The organism is Aeromonas sp. SER (assembly GCF_038739615.1).
In the GTDB taxonomy this organism is placed as follows: Bacteria; Pseudomonadota; Gammaproteobacteria; order Enterobacterales; family Aeromonadaceae; genus Aeromonas; species Aeromonas jandaei.
In genome coordinates, this window is record NZ_JBCGFC010000014.1 from 33,849 (window position 1) to 50,708 (window position 16,860).

At 61.9% G+C, this 16,860-nt stretch carries 13 protein-coding genes; 3 read left to right on the forward strand and 10 right to left on the reverse strand.

Annotation, left to right across the window (positions count from 1 at the left end):
• Positions 1 to 13: 13 nt before the first annotated feature.
• The 7 genes from AAHA41_RS18195 to AAHA41_RS18225 all read right to left on the reverse strand — a co-directional run bounded on the left by AAHA41_RS18195 (position 14) and on the right by AAHA41_RS18225 (position 10,048).
• Positions 14 to 2,764, reverse strand: coding sequence for a collagenase (locus AAHA41_RS18195; protein WP_323070614.1), 2,751 nt, complete (start codon positions 2,762 to 2,764; stop codon positions 14 to 16).
• A 260-nt stretch (positions 2,765 to 3,024) separates the two neighbouring features.
• Positions 3,025 to 4,419 (reverse strand): AMP-binding protein, encoded by a 1,395-nt coding sequence (locus AAHA41_RS18200; RefSeq protein ID WP_323070613.1) that lies wholly within the window; start codon positions 4,417 to 4,419, stop codon positions 3,025 to 3,027.
• Positions 4,412 to 5,341: an o-succinylbenzoate synthase gene (gene menC / locus AAHA41_RS18205; protein WP_041209283.1), complete on the reverse strand. Its 930-nt coding sequence runs from the start codon at positions 5,339 to 5,341 to the stop codon at positions 4,412 to 4,414. The genes AAHA41_RS18200 and menC overlap by 8 nt, the downstream gene beginning before the upstream one ends.
• Positions 5,341 to 6,189 carry a 1,4-dihydroxy-2-naphthoyl-CoA synthase gene (gene menB, locus AAHA41_RS18210; protein ID WP_197025515.1) on the reverse strand — a complete coding sequence of 283 codons (849 nt, stop codon included), beginning with the start codon at positions 6,187 to 6,189 and terminating at the stop codon, positions 5,341 to 5,343. The genes menC and menB overlap by 1 nt, the downstream gene beginning before the upstream one ends.
• Before the next feature lie 4 nt (positions 6,190 to 6,193).
• Positions 6,194 to 6,988 (reverse strand): 2-succinyl-6-hydroxy-2,4-cyclohexadiene-1-carboxylate synthase, encoded by a 795-nt coding sequence (gene menH, locus AAHA41_RS18215; RefSeq protein WP_323070612.1) that lies wholly within the window; start codon positions 6,986 to 6,988, stop codon positions 6,194 to 6,196.
• The gene (gene menD / locus AAHA41_RS18220) at positions 6,948 to 8,696 is read right to left on the reverse strand and encodes a 2-succinyl-5-enolpyruvyl-6-hydroxy-3-cyclohexene-1-carboxylic-acid synthase (RefSeq protein ID WP_320657366.1); all 1,749 of its coding nucleotides are present in this window, start codon (positions 8,694 to 8,696) and stop codon (positions 6,948 to 6,950) included. The genes menH and menD overlap by 41 nt, the downstream gene beginning before the upstream one ends.
• 32 nt (positions 8,697 to 8,728) lie before the next feature.
• Positions 8,729 to 10,048 carry an isochorismate synthase gene (locus AAHA41_RS18225; protein WP_323070611.1) on the reverse strand — a complete coding sequence of 440 codons (1,320 nt, stop codon included), beginning with the start codon at positions 10,046 to 10,048 and terminating at the stop codon, positions 8,729 to 8,731.
• Between the two features lie 207 nt (positions 10,049 to 10,255).
• On the opposite strand from AAHA41_RS18225, the gene AAHA41_RS18230 reads away from it, so the two are divergent.
• On the forward strand, positions 10,256 to 11,161 hold the full coding sequence (locus AAHA41_RS18230) for a 1,4-dihydroxy-2-naphthoate polyprenyltransferase (RefSeq protein ID WP_041209279.1): 906 nt from the start codon (positions 10,256 to 10,258) through the stop codon (positions 11,159 to 11,161).
• Between the two features lie 73 nt (positions 11,162 to 11,234).
• Here the strand turns inward: AAHA41_RS18230 and AAHA41_RS18235 are convergent, their stop codons facing one another.
• Positions 11,235 to 12,629: a PepSY domain-containing protein gene (locus AAHA41_RS18235; RefSeq protein ID WP_323070610.1), complete on the reverse strand. Its 1,395-nt coding sequence runs from the start codon at positions 12,627 to 12,629 to the stop codon at positions 11,235 to 11,237.
• A 267-nt stretch (positions 12,630 to 12,896) separates the two neighbouring features.
• Here AAHA41_RS18235 and AAHA41_RS18240 point away from each other — a divergent pair, with 267 nt between their 5' ends.
• Positions 12,897 to 13,313 carry a hypothetical protein gene (locus AAHA41_RS18240; protein WP_323070609.1) on the forward strand — a complete coding sequence of 139 codons (417 nt, stop codon included), beginning with the start codon at positions 12,897 to 12,899 and terminating at the stop codon, positions 13,311 to 13,313.
• Here the strand turns inward: AAHA41_RS18240 and AAHA41_RS18245 are convergent.
• A complete protein-coding gene (locus tag AAHA41_RS18245) occupies positions 13,306 to 13,596 on the reverse strand; it encodes a YkgJ family cysteine cluster protein (RefSeq protein ID WP_041209276.1) in 291 nt (96 codons plus the stop codon). The two genes, AAHA41_RS18240 and AAHA41_RS18245, sit on opposite strands and share 8 nt — an antisense overlap.
• Before the next feature lie 81 nt (positions 13,597 to 13,677).
• On the reverse strand, positions 13,678 to 15,057 hold the full coding sequence (gene dbpA, locus AAHA41_RS18250) for an ATP-dependent RNA helicase DbpA (RefSeq protein ID WP_108570503.1): 1,380 nt from the start codon (positions 15,055 to 15,057) through the stop codon (positions 13,678 to 13,680).
• 545 nt (positions 15,058 to 15,602) lie between these two features.
• On the opposite strand from dbpA, the gene AAHA41_RS18255 reads away from it, so the two are divergent.
• Positions 15,603 to 16,808 carry a nucleoside transporter C-terminal domain-containing protein gene (locus AAHA41_RS18255; protein ID WP_041209274.1) on the forward strand — a complete coding sequence of 402 codons (1,206 nt, stop codon included), beginning with the start codon at positions 15,603 to 15,605 and terminating at the stop codon, positions 16,806 to 16,808.
• Positions 16,809 to 16,860 lie beyond the last annotated feature (52 nt).

A 16,860-nucleotide genomic window follows, 5' to 3' on the forward strand; every position in this document is an offset into this window, starting at 1 on the left:
TTTCAGGCCCGGATCAGTGAGCCGAGTCATTGGCCTTGCAGGCTTCCGACTCCTTGTTGGCTTGCCACCATGGCAGCAGATCCCGGCTCAGCCACTCCTGATAGGCTGCGCTGTCATTGGCGATCAGCTTGTTGAGCTCCGCCTCGAAGTCGCTCAGCGCCTGCTGCCGATCCGGATTGCGCAATGCCTGCGCCATCGCCAGCCAGCTGGCATTGCGACCGGTATCGTTGAGGAAGCGGTGCACAGTGTAGGACCAGGAGTAGACCATCTCACCCCCCTGGTCGTAATCAAGGTGCAGGATGGATGCCAGAGTCGGCCGCTGGTTGGCGGGGCGGTTGCTCACATTGTCCAGACCTCTGGCAAAGCACTGGCCATGGGCGATGTACTCCGCCACCCCCTCGGCCCACCAGGTGGTGCGATTGAGGGGATAGTGGCCAAAGCTGCCGTACTGGTTGAAGCGGCCGTCGAGATAGTGGACGTACTCGTGGCGCAGGTTCCACACCTGGAAGGCAGGGCGTTTCCACTCGGCCTCATAGGCAAAGAAGCGGGCCTGATTGCCGGGGCGAGCCGGATCCCCCTCGATGTAGATGCCGCCATTGTCAGTGGAGACGCCAAAGAGGGCGCCGCCGTACCGGCTCCAGTCGGCGGAGGAGTTGAAGATCACCAGCTCCAGCGCCTCGTTGTGATCATCCGCTACCGGTTGTTCGCCGGTTTCCATAAGCTGGTGGAAATGCTGCTCTTCCTCACCCAGCTCGCGGCAGATCCCTTCAGCCTGAGCCTGGGTAAGATCCTGGGCGCGCAGGCGCAGGGTCGGCGAGCAGGTGTGCTCGAAGGGCAGGATATCCTCCATGCGGATCGGGGTGCAGAGCCCGGCAAACTCGCCGCTGACACAGGCTTCACTGGTGCGATCCGTGTAGGTGAGGTAGTAGCTGGAGAGGGTGAGGGAGACCTCTTCCAGCAGGGCCGCGGGCTGGTTGCCTCCCGGAACCAGCCCGTGCTGGCGCATGATGGCGATGACATCGCGGTCGAGCTGCTGGCGATAGCTGTTTGCCTCGTCCGGTCTGGTGTAGCGCATCATCTGATAGAGGCGGCTGTGGGCATCGAGGATGTTGTTGAAGATAAACAGATCTCGCGAGCCGTCACGCTGCTTCCAGAGTGCCAGCTCGCTCATGCCGAGCAGACGCAGGTTCTGGCGGATGGCCGTTTCCTGCGCCAGCAAGGTGGCGGTGAAGTCCGCCTGCTGGCCATAGGATGCGCTCTGATCGACCAGATTGAGCAGTTCGAACAGCCCGTCAGCCCAGGGCTTGTGGCCATTGATCTGTGCCGCATGTTGCACGGCATAGGCAAACGCCTGATTCAGCTGTGCCAGCATGGGCGCGGCGCTTTGCCGGAAGGCTTCCTGTCCCAGCTGTCCTTGGGCGGCCACGCTCCACGCTTCCAGCACGGTTCCGGCCTGATCCTGCGGTTCTGCGCCCAGCAGCAAGGGGTGGTTGAGCAGATCAATCATGACACCAGCCAGTGCGCGGGCGACCTGATCGCTCTCCTGCTTGATACCGCCGTGATAGTTGTGGGCGCGCACATAATAGAGCAGCTTGTCCATCGCCGGATGGGTCGGCTGATTGGCCGCCAGCAGGGCACGCATGCCGCGCACCACCGCCATCAGCTTGGCATCGTCGTGACCATAGTCCGGCTGCCACGCTGGGCTGTTCTGCCCGCTCACATCGGCCACCAGCTTGGCTGCGTCGGCATCGAGCAGATCCGTATCGGGTTGCTCGGGCTCCGAGCAGGGGCGACCGTTGGCGCGGCGGCACTCCAGCTGCTCCTCCTTGCTATCAAGGATGATGGGGCGGTTGAGCACCCTGCTCTCCTGCCACTCGTCGGTTTCCGGCAGCGGCTGCCACTCGGCCCCGGCGATCGAGTATTGGTAACCACTGTCCTTGAGGGTCACGGCGACGTTGCTGCCAGCCGGGATCACCTGACGGCAGATGCGATAGCGGATGGTGTTGGTTCCCTCCTTGCGCTCCTGCGGTTCGTCGCACTCCTGCTGTGGCGTGAGCTGATCGAGCTGCCACTGATAACGGCGCCAGACGTGGATCTCGCTCACCTGAGCGGCCGCCTGAGATCCGCTGTTCGGCTGCAGGCGGAAGAAGATCTGTTCCAGCCGGCCATCCCGTTCGCTGGGGCTCTCTTCCAGCACATGCAGCTGTTGCCAATCCTGTGGCTGATAGTGCCACTCCGGCTCGGCACAGCGCCCCTGTGCGTTGAGTTCACAGCGGTCCAGTTCGCGCTCGCTCTGCCCCAGGATCACCGCAGAGGGGAGTGGCAGGCGATCCTGGCGGGTGGCGGTCGGCGTGCCAGCCAGCTGCTCCCAGCGGCCCTGTTTCATGCCATAACCGAAGTCATAGCTGCTGGCGGGGATCAGCTTGCCGGCCGGAACCCGATCTTCGCAGCGGACGAAGCGGATCTGCCAACCGGATTCCACCCTGAGCTGGGGCTCGCCACACTGCTGCTCAGCGAGGGCCGCGAGGTCGCTCCCCTGCCAGTCAAGGCGGCGATAGACCCTGAGCTGCTGATAGGGAGCGCTGGTGCTGCGAGCCTTGAGCTCGTAGGTGATCTCGGTGATGCGCGCGGCGAGTTGCCGGCTCGATTCGCCAGTCAGCTGATACTGCTGCCAGTCATTGGGGGAGTAGTTGGCTTGCGCCGAGGGTGTAGCCAAAAGCAGGGGGCCTGCCAGCAGCAGCCACCCGGTACCTGAACGGTTCATTTTTATCCCTTGTTATTGTCTGCGTTGTAACCGACAGGCAATTTATGGGGATTCAAAAGAATATCAATAGTGGTTTAAAAAAGATAAAAATCAATAAGATGTGCTTTATTTTTCGGGCGGGTGGTATGAGGGCGCTTCAGCAGTAGTAAAGGCTCACATGAGACATTTTCATGTATGGGATGAAATCACGAAAATGGGAGCAACATCACATCCGGTTGCCGGTGTTACTCCCGTCGGTTGGGTCAACCACCGCTGTTCGGTTATTCAATGGCCCACTGTTGAAACAGTTTGCGCTGGGGTTTGAGATTACCGCCGAGATCGGGCCAGGGGAGCCAGCGGTCGGGCACCATAAAGCCGGGCAGGGTGGCACGGATCCAGGCTGCCAGCTCGGGGTAAGGGACCGGTTCGCCGTGCCAGTCGATAAAGGCGGCGGGGCGCTGCCCCCACTCGTCGCTCGGCACCGGCACCACCAGTGCCTGGGCGACAGCCGGGTGGTCCACCAGCCGCTGCTCTATGGTCTCGGGCTGGATATTTTCGCCCCCCGAGATAAAGAGGTTGTCGAGTCGCCCCTCTACCACCAGTTCGCCGCTCTCGCTGAAGTGGCCCTTGTCACGGGTATGAAACCAGCCATCCCCATCAAGCGGTAGATCGAGCGTTCCATCGCGATAGTAACCGGCAAACAGGGTGGCACCGCGCACGCAGATCTCCTGCTCCCTGATGCACACCTCCCGTCCCGGCAGCGGGTGGCCGACCACACCGGCATTGCCGGGGATGGTGGTGCAGACCTGACTGCCCATCTCGGAGAGGCCATAACTCACCTTGGGTTCGAGCCCCATGGCGCAGAGACGGCTCACCAGTGGCTGCGGGATGGCGGCACCACCGAGCAGCAGCTCGCGCAGTCGGGTGCGGGCGGGGTCAAAGCCCTCTGCCAGCAGGCGCCAGAGCTGGGTCGGCACCAGCGAGAGGTGGGTGATGGGTTGCTGTTCAAGCCGCGCCTTGAGCGGCTGAGTGCGATCGTCCAGCACCAGAGTGGCGCCAGCCAGAAAGACCCGAAACAGGATGGCGTAACCGCCAACGTGAAACAGCGGCAGGGAGAGCAGCCAGCCGCCCCCCTGATCGAGGGGGATCAGAGCGGCTGAACCGCGAGCCGAGGCCAGATGGTTGGCCAGCCGGTGTACCACGGCCTTCGGCATACCGCTGGAGCCCGAGGTGAGGATCATGTTGTTGAGCTGGGCTGGCACCAGCATGCAGCTGCTTTCCTCCGTTGCCAGCTCATGGGTGAAATCGAGGCGCAAGGCTTGCCAGCTGCCCGTCGGGATCTCGCCAGCCGACCAGAAGGCAGTGGCATCGAGCAGGGTTGCCAGCTCGGCCTGCCGCGCCGGTGGAAAGGCGGGATTGAGCGGGCAGAAGATGATGCCGCTGCGCACGCAAGCCCATGCCAGCAGCACATCCTGCTGCGCGCCGCGCACTACCGCTGCAAGGTGATCGCCGGGCTGGAGGCCAGCTTGTGCCAGCTGTTGGCACAGGCTGTTGATGTGGCGATCGAGTTGGCGATAGCTGAGCGGGGTTGGGCCATGGATGGCGATATGGTCGGGTGTGAGCCCTGCCCAGTGGCGTACCGGGCAGGGTTCCTTGCTGTGGGTGGGCTCAATCACGGAGAAACAGCTGGGTCAGTTGGCTCACATCAGGCTTGCCATCGCTATCGAGCAGATCCCCCGCCATCCAGCGGCGGGTATCGAGACCGGGAGCCTGCTCCGGCGCCCACTCACCCGCCAGACGGGCGAGCTGATTCAGCCCGAGACCCGACTCGAAGCAGGAGGAGATGATCACCTTGAGCCGCAGCTCGCGGGCGCGGTTGACCAGCGCTTCGATGTTGGCGAGCGAGCCGAGCAGGGTGGGTTTGAGCACCAGCGCCTTCAACTGCGGGATAGGCTCCCACGGCTTGCCCTGCGCCAGGAGTTCGTCCAGCGCTACCGGCATGCCGGTGCGGTTGGCAACGAAGGCGATATCGGCGAAATCGGCGCAAGGGTCTTCCAGATACTCGATGCGGTTCGGGTCGAGATGGCCGCAGAAGGTCCAGGCCTCCTCGCGGGTCCAGCCCTGGTTGGCATCCAGCACCAGTTTGAGGGAGGGCACCCGATCGCACAGCAGGCGGATCAGCGCCAGCTCGTCACGCATCGGATAGCGGGCCACTTTCAGCTTGGCCTTGCTGGGGGTGCTGTGGAGCCACTCTTTCCAATTTTTCAGCAGCTCTTGCGGCGAGCCCTGAATAAGGGGGTAAGGCGCGGGCAGCGGGTTGCTCTGCTCCGGCCATTTGCGGCGTGCGCAGTCGAGACCAAATTGCACCGACGGCAGCACTGGATTCGGGGTATCTCCGGCGGCCAGGGCCGCCAGAGCGGCGAGTGCTTCCTGCTCCGCCTGTTGCAGGCTCTCTTGCGAGAAGCCGGGCAGGGGGGCAATTTCCCCCCAGCCGTCGTTGATGCGCACCAACAGCCCCTCTCGCGCCACCTCCACCTTGCCGTGAAAGGTCAGTGGCTGGGTAAAAGGCAGTTGATAGCGATAGAGGGCTAGTGTCATCAGGGGTTCCGCTTGTATTTGGAGAAGTCGGGACGGCGTTTTTCGTTGAACGCGTTGCGCCCTTCCTGACCCTCTTCGGTCATGTAGAACAGCATGGTGGCATTGCCAGCCAGCTCCTGCAACCCTGCCTGACCGTCACAATCGGCATTGAGGGCCGCCTTCAGGCAGCGCAGCGCCATCGGGCTGTTTTGCAGCATCTCGCGGCACCAGCGCACGGTTTCGCGCTCCAGATCCGCCAGCGGCACGACGGTGTTGACCAGACCCATGTCGAGGGCTTGCCGGGCATCGTACATGCGGCAGAGGAACCAGATCTCGCGGGCTTTCTTCTGGCCGACGATGCGGGCCATGTAGGAGGCGCCCCAACCGCCGTCGAAGGAGCCCACTTTCGGACCGGTCTGGCCAAACTGGGCGTTGTCGGCGGCGATGGTCAGGTCACACATCATGTGCAGCACGTGGCCGCCACCGACCGCATAGCCGGCCACCATGGCCACCACCGGTTTCGGGCAGGTGCGGATGTCGCGCTGGAAGTCGAGCACGTTGAGGTGATGAGTCCCCTCGTCATCGCGGTAGCCACCATAGTCGCCACGGATCTTCTGGTCGCCACCGGCGCAGAAGGCCTTTTCGCCGAAACCGGTCAGGATGATGGTACCGACCTGATCGTCATAACGGGCATCGGCCAGCGCCTGCAGCATCTCTTTGACGGTGCGGGGACGGAAGGCGTTGCGTACCTGGGGGCGGTTGATAGTGATCTTGGCAATGCCATCGCCGGACTTGTGATAGAGGATGTCCTCGTAACCGGCGGAGCAATCACGCCACTCGACAGGTGCGTAGAGTTCCGCTTCAGTCATTGCTTCAATCATGACTCTTCTCTTCTTGTTGTTGGTTGACCCACTCCGCAAGGAGTCGGGCAAAAGCCTCGGGTTGGTGGGCATGCAGGTTGTGGCCGCCATCCAGCTCCAAGTGGTTGATTTTGCGATGCTGACTCGCCATGAGGCAAGCCAGCTGATGGAATTTGTGATCCCGCTTGCCGCTGACATAAGTGACAGGCAACTCGCCTTGCGCCAGCCAGGAAGCGAGATCCGGCTGCTGGCCAAGGGAGGTGGCGCGCAGCATGGCGGCCACGGCCTTGCCGTCGTTGCCAAGGCGGCGAGCGATCTGGCGGGCGCGGGCCGCCTCGTCGAGATCGGCAAACACCCCCTGCCGATACCAGTCGGCCAGCACGTCGGCCAGGGGCTCGCGCTCGAAGCGCTCTGCCCAGCTCTCATCGTGGGCGATGCGGGCGGCCCGCTCACCGGTTGGCAGCCCCGGGTGGCAGTTCTCCAGCAGCAGTCCCGATAGCCCCGCCGGCTCACGGCTGGCGTGGTAGAGGGCCAGTCGCCCGCCCAGCGAGTAACCGACCAGTAGGTAGCGCTCGATACCGCGACTGGCTAGCTCCCGGCACAGCCACTGGTGACTCTGCTCGAAGTCGTTGACCCGCAGCTCGTGATGCTGGCCGTGACCCGGCAGGTCGAGGGCAATGCAGTGGTGGCCGGGCAGGCGGTCAATGACCGGTTGCCAGTCGTTTCCATCGCCGAGCAGACCGTGCAGCAGAACCAGCGGTGTGTCGTTACAGCTCACGGATGGTGGCTCCCAATGCCTTGAGATCATCGGCCACCTGCTCGCTCGGTACCCTGATCTCGATCAGGGTAACGCCACCCTTGAGGGCCAAACCGTACTCCTGCTCGAATCCGGCCAGGGTCGTCGGCGCGCGGTAGGCGAGGCCAAACATGGCGGCGGCATGTTCAAAGCCGAGGCCGTGGGGCAGCCGGTAGTAGCTCTCCAGCAGCTCCCCTTCGGTGGGGACGGGCAACATGCGAAAGATACTGCCGCCATCGTTGTTGAGCAGGATCACCACCAGCGGCTGGCTCGCCTTGCTGAGCAGGGCCAGGCTGTTGAGATCGTGCAGGGCGCTCAGATCGCCGATCAGCAGGGTGGTGGGCTGGTTGCTGCTTTGCGCAAATCCGTAAGCGGTGGCGATGAGGCCATCGATGCCGGAGGCGCCGCGGTTGGTCATTACCCGGCTCGGCCCCTTGCCCGTTTCGCCGAGCATGTCCATCAGTCGGGCCGGCATGCTGTTGCCGACAAAGAGCTGCCCCTCGATAAGGCTATTGATGCGATGGCAGACTCCGAGCTCGGAGAAGCGATCGCAGGCGGCGGCTATCGCCTGACCGACCGGTTGCAGCAGCGTGGCCAGCCGATGCCAGGGGGCATTGCTGGCCGTGACCGGATGGGCAGAGGCAAAGGCACCAGCGTTGCAGAGCAGGCGGTTGCGCAGCCGGTAGTCGGGGTCGAGCCGCGCCGGCTGCGGATCTACCAGCCAGTAGTCGTGCCACGCCTGCTGCTTGATGAACTGGCCAAGGCGCTTGGAGACCAGTCGGGCGCCAAATTGCAGCAGCACCTCGGCACAGCCCAGCTCGGCGGCCACGGCTGCATTGTTGAGGGCGAGATCCAGCTCGATCAGATTGCGGCGATCGAAGCGCAGCTGGCTCTGGATATCGGCCAGCAGCGGCCAGCCAAGTCGCTCCGCCAGCTCGGCGGCAGCCTCTGCTTGCTCCGGATCTGTAATGCGACCGGCAACAACGATGCCGCGCTTTTGCCGAAAGTTTTCCCACTCCGCCTGCGGTGGGCAGGTCGGTTCGCTCTGCTGCCACGGGCTCCAGGGCGTCTGCGAGTTGAGCCAGTTGCCGAGGGGGGTCAGATAGTCGGAGAAATCCTGATAGTGTTCGCCCGGGTAGAGGGGCTCGGGGTACATGCAGTTGAAGTGCACCACCCCGGGGGTGAGCGCCTGCCTGGCCAAGGCTTGATCTACCGAGCTCAGCACAAACGCCGCTGGAATGGTCGGGGTGGGGCTTGGCAGGCTCTGCTGATAGACGGGGTAGCGGCCGAAGATCCCCTGCTGGTCGATCGCCTGATTGGCGCCGTTGTCGATAAGCTCGTGGGGACGATCGGCGGAGAGAATGATTAGCGGCACACCGGTGAGCTGGGCTTCGGCTACCGCGGGCCAGAGGTTGGCCACCGCGGTGCCGGAGGTCATGATCACCGCCACCGGGCGATTGCTCCCCTTGGCCAGCCCGAGCGCCATAAAGCCGAGGCCGCGCTCGTCAAAATGCAGATGGCGGCGAAAGCCCTGATGTGCCGCAGCCGCCATGGTCAGCGGCGCGGAGCGGGAGCCGGGAGCCAGCACCAGATCGCGCACGCCGAGGCGAAAGAGCTCCTCCAGCAACAGGGAGGACCAGACATGGTTGAAGGTGGCGTGCTGATTTGAAAACGGGCGGCAGGCAAACACTTCGCTGGCTGGCTCTTTACGGGTGGGCATAGGGGCTCTCGTGGCGTGAAAAGGGTGAATGACTATCCCAGCAGGGAGAGCACATTGGCGATCTTGTTGTCGAGCTCGGCCCACTCTGCGGCAGGCTCGGAACCGGCGACGATGCCGGCACCGGCAAACAGGGTGACGCTGCCGGGCTGGATGCGGGCGCTGCGGATGGCGACCGAAAACTCCGAGGTCTCCCGGCTCAGCATGCCGCAGGCGCCGGCGTACCAGCCGCGCTCGTAGGGCTCGAACTCGCGGATAAAGGCGAGCGCCGCCTCGCGCGGGGCACCGCCCACCGCCGGAGTCGGGTGGAGGGCGTCGAGCAGTTGCCAGTCGCAGACGCCGGGTTTTAGCTCGGCTTCGATATCGCACTTGAGGTGTTGCAGCAGCCGCAGTTTGAGAATGCGCGGCTCGGTCAGGGTGGCATCGTGGGCCAGTGGCGCCAGTCGGCTCAGGATATCGGCGTGAACCAGCCGGTTCTCCAGCCGGTTTTTGCTGTCGGTGAGCAGCTCGGTGGCCAGTGCTTCATCGGTCGCCTCGTCGCCGGAGCGGCGAATGGTGCCGGCCAGCGCCTCGGTAAAGAGGTGGCGCTCCTCGCGGCGGTAGAGCCGCTCGGGGGAGCAGGCGATAAAAGCTTGCTCTGGAGAGAATTGAAAACCGAAGTGGAAGCAGTCCTGGGCGTGGTTGGCCCACTGATCCAGCATGGCCCAGGGATTGATCTGGCCGGCGTCGTGCTGGCTGGTCAGCACGCTTTCGCGCGATAGCACCACCTTGGGGGTGCAGGCCTGAAAGTCGGGGGCGGTGACTCGCTCTACCAGCGTCTGCCAGCGCTCGGGGCCGGGGCAGTCGTGACGATGCCAGCGCTGTTTTTGCAGCGGGGGCAGCGGCGCTTCCGGTTGCAGCGCATCGAGGGCGGTTTCGGCCGCGTGCAGCTCCTGCTCCAGATTGTCGCCGGTCAGCCAGAGGTTGAGGCAGAGGCTGATGCACTCGCCGCGGCGCACCAGCTCGATGCGGGGCAGCACGAAACGGCAGGCGCCAAAGCCCTGCCAGCCCGGCTGGGTCGGGTCGAACGCCAGACCGCCATAGTAGCGGGGGCTGTCATCATGGGGCTCTGCCGTGTTGCTGCACACCTGACGGATATCTTCCGGCGCAGTCAGCTCCTGAATGGCGCCCAGCGCGACATATTCGGGGCTGCTCTGGCCACGGGCATGCCAATAGATACGCGGATAGAGGGTTTGCGCCGCGAGCCAGCCCAGAAAAGAGCGGATCTCGAACGTCACGCGCAGCCGCACGAAGCCGCTGGCCTTGCTGTGACGCAGGGCGTCCAGTTGTTGCTTGATATGGGTCTGAGCCAACATGGATTCTTGTCTGAGCCGGATAGTAACGGCCGATCCCGCAGCGGGATGCCGTAGGTTTATGCCAAAGGCGATGATTTCCTATATATTATCTGCCCATTCGTCCATGTAAATCGCCCGAGGGTGCTGCACTCTCAGGGGCCAAGTATACCCAAATCCGGTTCGATAACCCTTAATCCGATCAATATCCGATAGTTTGGCCATCACAATATGACAAATAACGTATCTGTTTGGTTGCTGGCGGCGCGTTTGCGCACCTTGCCGCTCGCCTGCTCCTCCATCCTGCTGGGCTCCGGGCTGGCTGCCAGCCGCGGTGCCTTCGATGGCACCATCATGGCGCTCTCCCTGCTGACCGCCATCCTGCTGCAGATCCTCTCCAATCTGGCCAACGACTATGGCGATGCGGTCTCCGGTGCCGACAACGGTGAGCGGATCGGGCCACAACGGGCAGTCGTTTCTGGCCTGATCACCCGTAAGCAGATGTGCGTGGCGATGGCGCTGACCGCGCTGGCGGCGGTGGCCAGCGGCCTGCTGCTGCTCGGCTGCGCCTTTGGTGGCCAGTGGTTGCAGATCCTCACCTTCGTGGTGCTGGGTGGTGCGGCCATTGTCGCGGCAGTGACCTATACCGTGGGCAAGACTCCCTATGGCTACCGCGGTTTTGGCGATATCTCGGTGTTCCTCTTCTTTGGCCTGCTCGGGGTGCTCGGCTCCTACTACCTCTTTACCAAGACGCTTGAGCTGGATCTGCTGCTCCCTGCGACAGCCTGTGGCCTGCTGGCGACCGCGGTGCTCAACATCAACAATGTGCGCGATATCGAGACCGATGCCGCCAGCGGCAAGATCACTCTGGCTGTACGCCTTGGCCGCAATCGTGCCATCGCCTATCACTGGGTGCTACTGGGGGCGGCGCTGCTGGCGACCATCGCCTTTATCCTGACCCAGCCCGCCAGCTTCTGGCCGTGGATCTTCCTGCCTGCCATGAAGCCGCTCACCGATGCTGCCAGAACCCTGCGTGAAAGCTTCGATGGCGAGGTGCTGACCGGTGCCCTCAAGAAGACCGCCATCAGCGCATTTCTGTTCAGCCTTCTGCTCTCCATCGGGTTGGCGCTCTCCTGACCTGCTGGATGGAACGGCGATAAATGAAAAGGGCTCCCGAACGGGAGCCCTTTTTGATCGTTATCGAGGCAGCTCAGCTGGCCTTGGCCAGTGCCGGAGTCCGGTGGGAGAAGAGCAGGGTATCGAGCAGCCAGATGGCGACCAGCGAGGCGCCCACCAGCGGGAAGGCAATGCCCAGCAGGATCAGCAGGGCGATGGCGCCACGCATAGGCGGAAGTTTGGCGGGCAGCGGCGGTGCGGCGAGACGCCCCTGCGGGCGGCGGCACCACCAGATCCAGAGGCCGCTCACGGCGCTGGCCAGCACCATCAGGCAGATGAGCAGCATGGCGAGCTGATGGGGCCAGCCGTAGAGCTTGCCCATGTGCAGCATGACGCCACTCTCCACTGTTTTGGCGACCGGGCCGTAATCCTGCCAGCGCACATCGGCCAGCACCTTGCCACTGTATTGATCGATATGCAGGGTAGCGTCGTTGCGCGGATCATCGGCAAAGATCGCGATGGTATAGACACCGGTGGTGCCGACCGGTGGGGTGATGCTGTACCCTGGACTCACCTTCCGGGCAGTGGCGATATCCACCACCTGTTGCAGCGGGATCCGCTGGCTGGCCATCACCATTCCCTCGTGCTCGCCGTGGTTCATGGCGCCGTGATCGTGCCCCTCATCGACCGGCTGCGAGCTGGGCATGGGGGTGTTTTCCACCGCCCAGGGGACAGTCTGCTCATGGGCCTGATTCAGGCTGCGGGCCAGCGGTGCCGATTTGGGTACCTCGTTCCACATGGCGGCCGGGAAGCGGTTCCAGACTGCGGCAAACTGGTCGCCCCAGAAGCCGGTCCAGGTCATGCCGCTCAAGAGCAGCAGCAACAGGAAACCTGCGCCCCAGAAGCCGATAACGGCGTGCAAATCGCGCCACCAGAGGCGGCCACGCTGGTTGACTCTGGGCCAGAGAATACCGCCCACGCCGGGCCCCTTGCGCGGCCACCAGAGATAGAGTCCGCTGATGAGCAGCACTATGCCCCAGCCGGCAGCCAGCTCGATCAGCCGATCTCCGGTGGTGCCTAGCAGCAGCTCGGCGTGTAGCGCACGGGCGACAGCCTGCAGATTCCACTTGTTATCCATGGTGCCGAGCAGGGCGCCGCTGGCGGGATCGAGAAACAGGGTCAGTTCGCGATCCCCCTGATTGACGATGAACTGGGCGCTCTGGTCTGCAGCAGCAGGCGGCAGATATTTGCGCAGGCTGGCGTCCGGCATGGCGATCATCGCCTTGGCCAGCAGCTGGTCGGCACTCAGGGTTTGACTGGCGGGGGTGACCTTCATCAGCTCGGGATACATCAGGTTGTCGAGCTGGGGTTTGAACAGATAGACGATCCCGGTCAGTGACAGCAGGATCAGAAAGGGGGCGACAAAGAGCCCTGCATAGAAGTGCCAGCGCCAGATCCGCTGGTAGTGGTTAGAATCCCTGCTTTTCATTGCCCGTCCTTGTTGAGTGTTCAAACATTTCTGTAGGTGGAAGGTTTGTGGTGGCGCGGATAATAGCAGCAACGTTTCGTTAACTGCAATCACACATTCTGGCTATTCGTCTGACCATGCGAGACGGTGCCGCCAGCGGGATATTCGAGGCATAACCCGCTCTGGAAGGGCTGGAGGGAGACCGGATTTATCTGGACTTTCCCATATAAATTATTACCTTATGGTAACAATCCGATTTCGGATGCCAATAAAAAGAGGGACGCAAGGATGCAGCCGCACGGTCAATTCGAGATGGAGCGCAGGGGACAGATGATGATCTGTCGGCCGAGCGGCCCCTTCAATCTGGCAGGGGCCGCCGCCTATGAAGCGCACTTTGCCCGTGAGCTGACCGGGTTGGTGGCCCATCCCTGGGGAATCGTCGAAGTGGCGACCGAGTTTGAAGCGGCCGGGCCCGAGGTTTTGACCCGTTTTCGCCGCCAGTTTGGCTGGTGTGCCGAGAACGGCTGTCTCTTTCTGGCGGTTGTGCTGTCGGGGGGATTCAAGCGATATCTGGCTGATCAAATCTTCAAAGGCTTGCCGTTTCGGGCGGTGCACTATTTCGAGCAGGAGGGGGCCGCCATTCGCTGGCTGGAGCAGCAGCTATCGCTCTGCGCAGTGAACAGCCGAGCCACTCATGTCAGCTGAGGTTGATAAACCACTTGTCCCGCTCGTCGATGCAGTCGGGTTCCCCCATCTCGAAATCGCGGCAGATCAGCGGCCGAACTTCATAGATGCGGCACATCATGGTGTTGCGATCGAGCGCCGCGCACCAGCCATCTTCCAGCCGGTGCATGACCGGCACCTCGCCTTCCCGCTCTTCGATATAGCGATCCGGCACGCCTGTATCGGTAATGATCATCACTTCGAGACGGCAGCAGCAGGCTTCGCAATTCTGGCAGCTGACGGCTGGCTGGGTTGTCCGGGGCATGTTGTCTCTCTGGCCGGATAGCGGCATTGATGGATATGAAACAGGCGCCGTGACAGCGCCTGTGTCCGGGCAGGATGAACCTTAGCCCAGTTTGCGGGCGCGGTAGCTGCGGCCCTTGATCTTGCCTTCCTGCAGCCGCTTGAGTGCAGCCTTGGCCACGCTCTGTTTGACCGCGACGTAGGAGTACTGCTCGGAGATCTGGATCTTGCCGACGTCGGCGCCGGCAATGCCGCCTTCACCGGTCAGGGCTCCCAGGATATCGCCAGCGCGCACCTTGGTCTTGCGGCCCGCATCGATGGAGAGGGTCACCATCTGCGGCGCCAGAGGCTTGATGGCACGGCCGATGGCATCGAGATCTCCCAGCGGCATAGGTGCCTGCTGGTACTCCTCGATGACGTTTACCCGCTGCGCTTCATTCGGCTGATAGAGGCTCAGGGCCAGACCCTGCTGACCGGCACGGCCGGTACGACCGATGCGGTGTACGTGCACTTCCGGGTCATAGGTGAGCTCGTAGTTGATGACGGCGCCCAGCTCCTTGATGTCGAGGCCGCGAGCCGCCACGTCGGTGGCGACCAGAATGGTGGCGCTGCCGTTGGCAAAACGCACCAGTACCTGATCCCGCTCGCGCTGCTCCAGATCGCCGTTCAGAGCCAGTGCCGAGAAGCCCTTGGCGGCCAGATGGTCAGCCACGTCATTGCAGGCCCGCTTGGTGTTGCAGAACACCACGCAGGAGCTTGGCTGATAGTGGCTCAGCAGCCAGGTGAGGGCGTCGAGGCGCTGGCCGGCCGGTACTTCATAGAGCTTCTGTTCGATGGCGCTCTCTTCATGGAGCGCCTCCACGCTTACCTCCACCGGATTGCGTTGCACGCCGCGGCTCATCTGGGCGATCCCCTCCGGATAGGTGGCGGAGAAGAGCAGGGTCTGCCGGTCGCGCGGGGCATGGCTGATGACCCGGTTGATATCTTCGCCAAAGCCCATGTCCAGCATGCGGTCTGCTTCATCCAGCACCAGCGTCTTGAGGCTGTCCAGCTCCAGAGTGCCCTGCTCCAGATGCTTGAGAATGCGGCCCGGGGTGCCGACGGCGATGTGGGCGCCAAAGCTCAGGGTGGCCGATTGCGGTGCGGTCGGGGTGCCGCCGCACAGGGTCACCAGCTTGACGTTGGGCAGGGTGCGGGCGAGACGACGGATCTCGGTCGCCACCTGATCCGCCAGTTCGCGAGTCGGGCAGAGCACCAGCGCCTGTACCTCGAGCCGGTTGACGTCGAGGCTGGAGAGCAGGCCGAGGCCGAAGGCTGCGGTCTTGCCGCTGCCGGTTTTTGCCTTGGCGATCAAGTCTTTGCCATCGAGTACCAGAGGCAGGCTCTGAGCCTGGATCGGGGTCATCTGCAGATAACCCAGAGTGGTGAGGTTCTCGAGCAGGGCGGGTGAGAGGTTCAGGCTGCTAAATTCGCTGTTGTTCACAAAAAGGCTCTATTTCGGAGAAAAACGGGCAGCGCCATGGCGCCAGGGGCGCGCATCATACCAGAATCCGGCGCAGGATGTGGCGGAAATTTGAACGACTGGGCCGCATCGGGTCATCTCGGGGTCATTTGTCGCCAAAGTAACAAACACGAGAGACCGGGAATAAATAGCCGGCATTTTTTAAACGTGTTTTTAATTATTCATCACAGATAAACGTTTTTCGCTTGGGTTGATTAAATTATCGGGTGAAAAAACGGCGAAAATGGGGGTAGAGCAATTAACTGGCTGTTATGAAAATGATATGAAAATATCGGGTGGTATCGTTGCTTACATCCGTTTATTTTCTATCATTATGTTTTATATTAAGTTTGTTGGTGATGATGTTGCATGATTAATATGCTTTTATTGCTTAATTAATTTAAAAACGTTTGTATTATCTAGCATGCATATTATTGAGCAGGATTGTGATGGCTATCTGATTTTTAAATATGCAAATGTCTATGATGGCGCCGTCAAAAAATACAATTTACTCAGGTGCTACTGGTATGGAATACGTTCACTTTGTGCTCGGACTGGTAATGGTCCTTGCCCTCTCTCTGCTGGCTAACCGCCACAACTGGAAACAGATCAAGCTGCGTTATATCGGCCAACTGCTGGTGGTCGAACTGGCGCTGGCCTGGTTCATGCTGAACTCCGAAGTGGGTCTGGCAGTCGTGGGTGGCTTTGCCGCCGGCTTCACCAAGTTGATGGAGTTTGCCAAACAGGGTACCGACTTCGTGTTCGGTGGTCTGGTCAACGAAGGGGCCTTCTCCTTCTTCCTGATGGTGCTGATGCCTATCGTCTTTATCTCCGTGCTGATCGGTATTCTGCAGTACATCCGTCTGCTGCCGCTGGTGATCCGTGGCATCGGTACCGTGCTTGCCAAGATCAACGGCATGGGCAAGCTGGAGTCTTTCAACGCCATCAGCTCCATGATCGTCGGTCAGTCCGAGAACTTCATCGCGCTCAAGAACATTCTGCCGCACCTGAACGAGAAGCAGATGTACACCCTGGCCGCCACAGCCATGTCCACCGTCTCCATGTCCATCGTCGGTGCCTACATGCAGCTGATCGAGCCGCGCTACGTGGTCGCCGCGCTGGTACTCAACATGTTCAGTACCTTCGTCGTACTGTCGCTGATCAACCCCTACGAGCCAGACAATACCGTGACCGACGCCAAGGCGCTGTCCGAGGGTGACGAGCACCATACTCCGAAGAAAGAGAACTTCTTCGAGATGCTGGGCGAGTACATCATGGCCGGTTTCTCCGTTGCCGTTATCGTGGCTGCCATGCTGGTCGGTTTCATCGCCCTGATCGCACTGGTCAACTACCTGTTCGAGATGGCGTTTGGCGTCAACTTCCAGTACGTAATGGGTTACATCTTCTATCCGATCGCCTGGATCCTGGGTATCCCGAGTGGTGAAGCGTTGCAAGCGGGCTCCATCATGGCGACCAAGCTGGTGACCAACGAGTTCGTGGCCATGATGGATCTGGGCAAGGTTGCTGCTCAGCTCTCTCCGCGCACCGTCGGCATCCTCTCCATCTTCATGGTCTCCTTCGCCAACTTCAGCTCCATCGGCATCATCGCCGGTGCGGTAAAAGCGCTGAACGAAGAGAAGGGCAACATGGTCTCCCGCTTCGGTCTGAAGCTGGTATACGGTTCTACGCTGGTCAGCCTGCTCTCCGCAGTTATCGCAGGCATCATGCTCTGATCCTCTAGTGGCACTTGCCACTGTTTAGGCCCCTGATTTCGGTCAGGGGCCT

Coding starts and splice junctions, on each gene's coding strand:
- AAHA41_RS18195 (WP_323070614.1), bottom strand. CDS start 2,764: ATGAACCGTTCAGGTACCGGGTGGCTGCTGCTGGCAGGCCCCCTGCTT.
- menC (WP_041209283.1), bottom strand. CDS start 5,341: ATGACACTAGCCCTCTATCGCTATCAACTGCCTTTTACCCAGCCACTG.
- menB (WP_197025515.1), bottom strand. CDS start 6,189: ATGACTGAAGCGGAACTCTACGCACCTGTCGAGTGGCGTGATTGCTCC.
- menH (WP_323070612.1), bottom strand. CDS start 6,988: ATGATCTCAAGGCATTGGGAGCCACCATCCGTGAGCTGTAACGACACA.
- menD (WP_320657366.1), bottom strand. CDS start 8,696: ATGCCCACCCGTAAAGAGCCAGCCAGCGAAGTGTTTGCCTGCCGCCCG.
- AAHA41_RS18225 (WP_323070611.1), bottom strand. CDS start 10,048: ATGTTGGCTCAGACCCATATCAAGCAACAACTGGACGCCCTGCGTCAC.
- AAHA41_RS18230 (WP_041209279.1), top strand. CDS start 10,256: ATGACAAATAACGTATCTGTTTGGTTGCTGGCGGCGCGTTTGCGCACC.
- AAHA41_RS18235 (WP_323070610.1), bottom strand. CDS start 12,629: ATGAAAAGCAGGGATTCTAACCACTACCAGCGGATCTGGCGCTGGCAC.
- AAHA41_RS18240 (WP_323070609.1), top strand. CDS start 12,897: ATGCAGCCGCACGGTCAATTCGAGATGGAGCGCAGGGGACAGATGATG.
- AAHA41_RS18245 (WP_041209276.1), bottom strand. CDS start 13,596: ATGCCCCGGACAACCCAGCCAGCCGTCAGCTGCCAGAATTGCGAAGCC.
- AAHA41_RS18255 (WP_041209274.1), top strand. CDS start 15,603: ATGGAATACGTTCACTTTGTGCTCGGACTGGTAATGGTCCTTGCCCTC.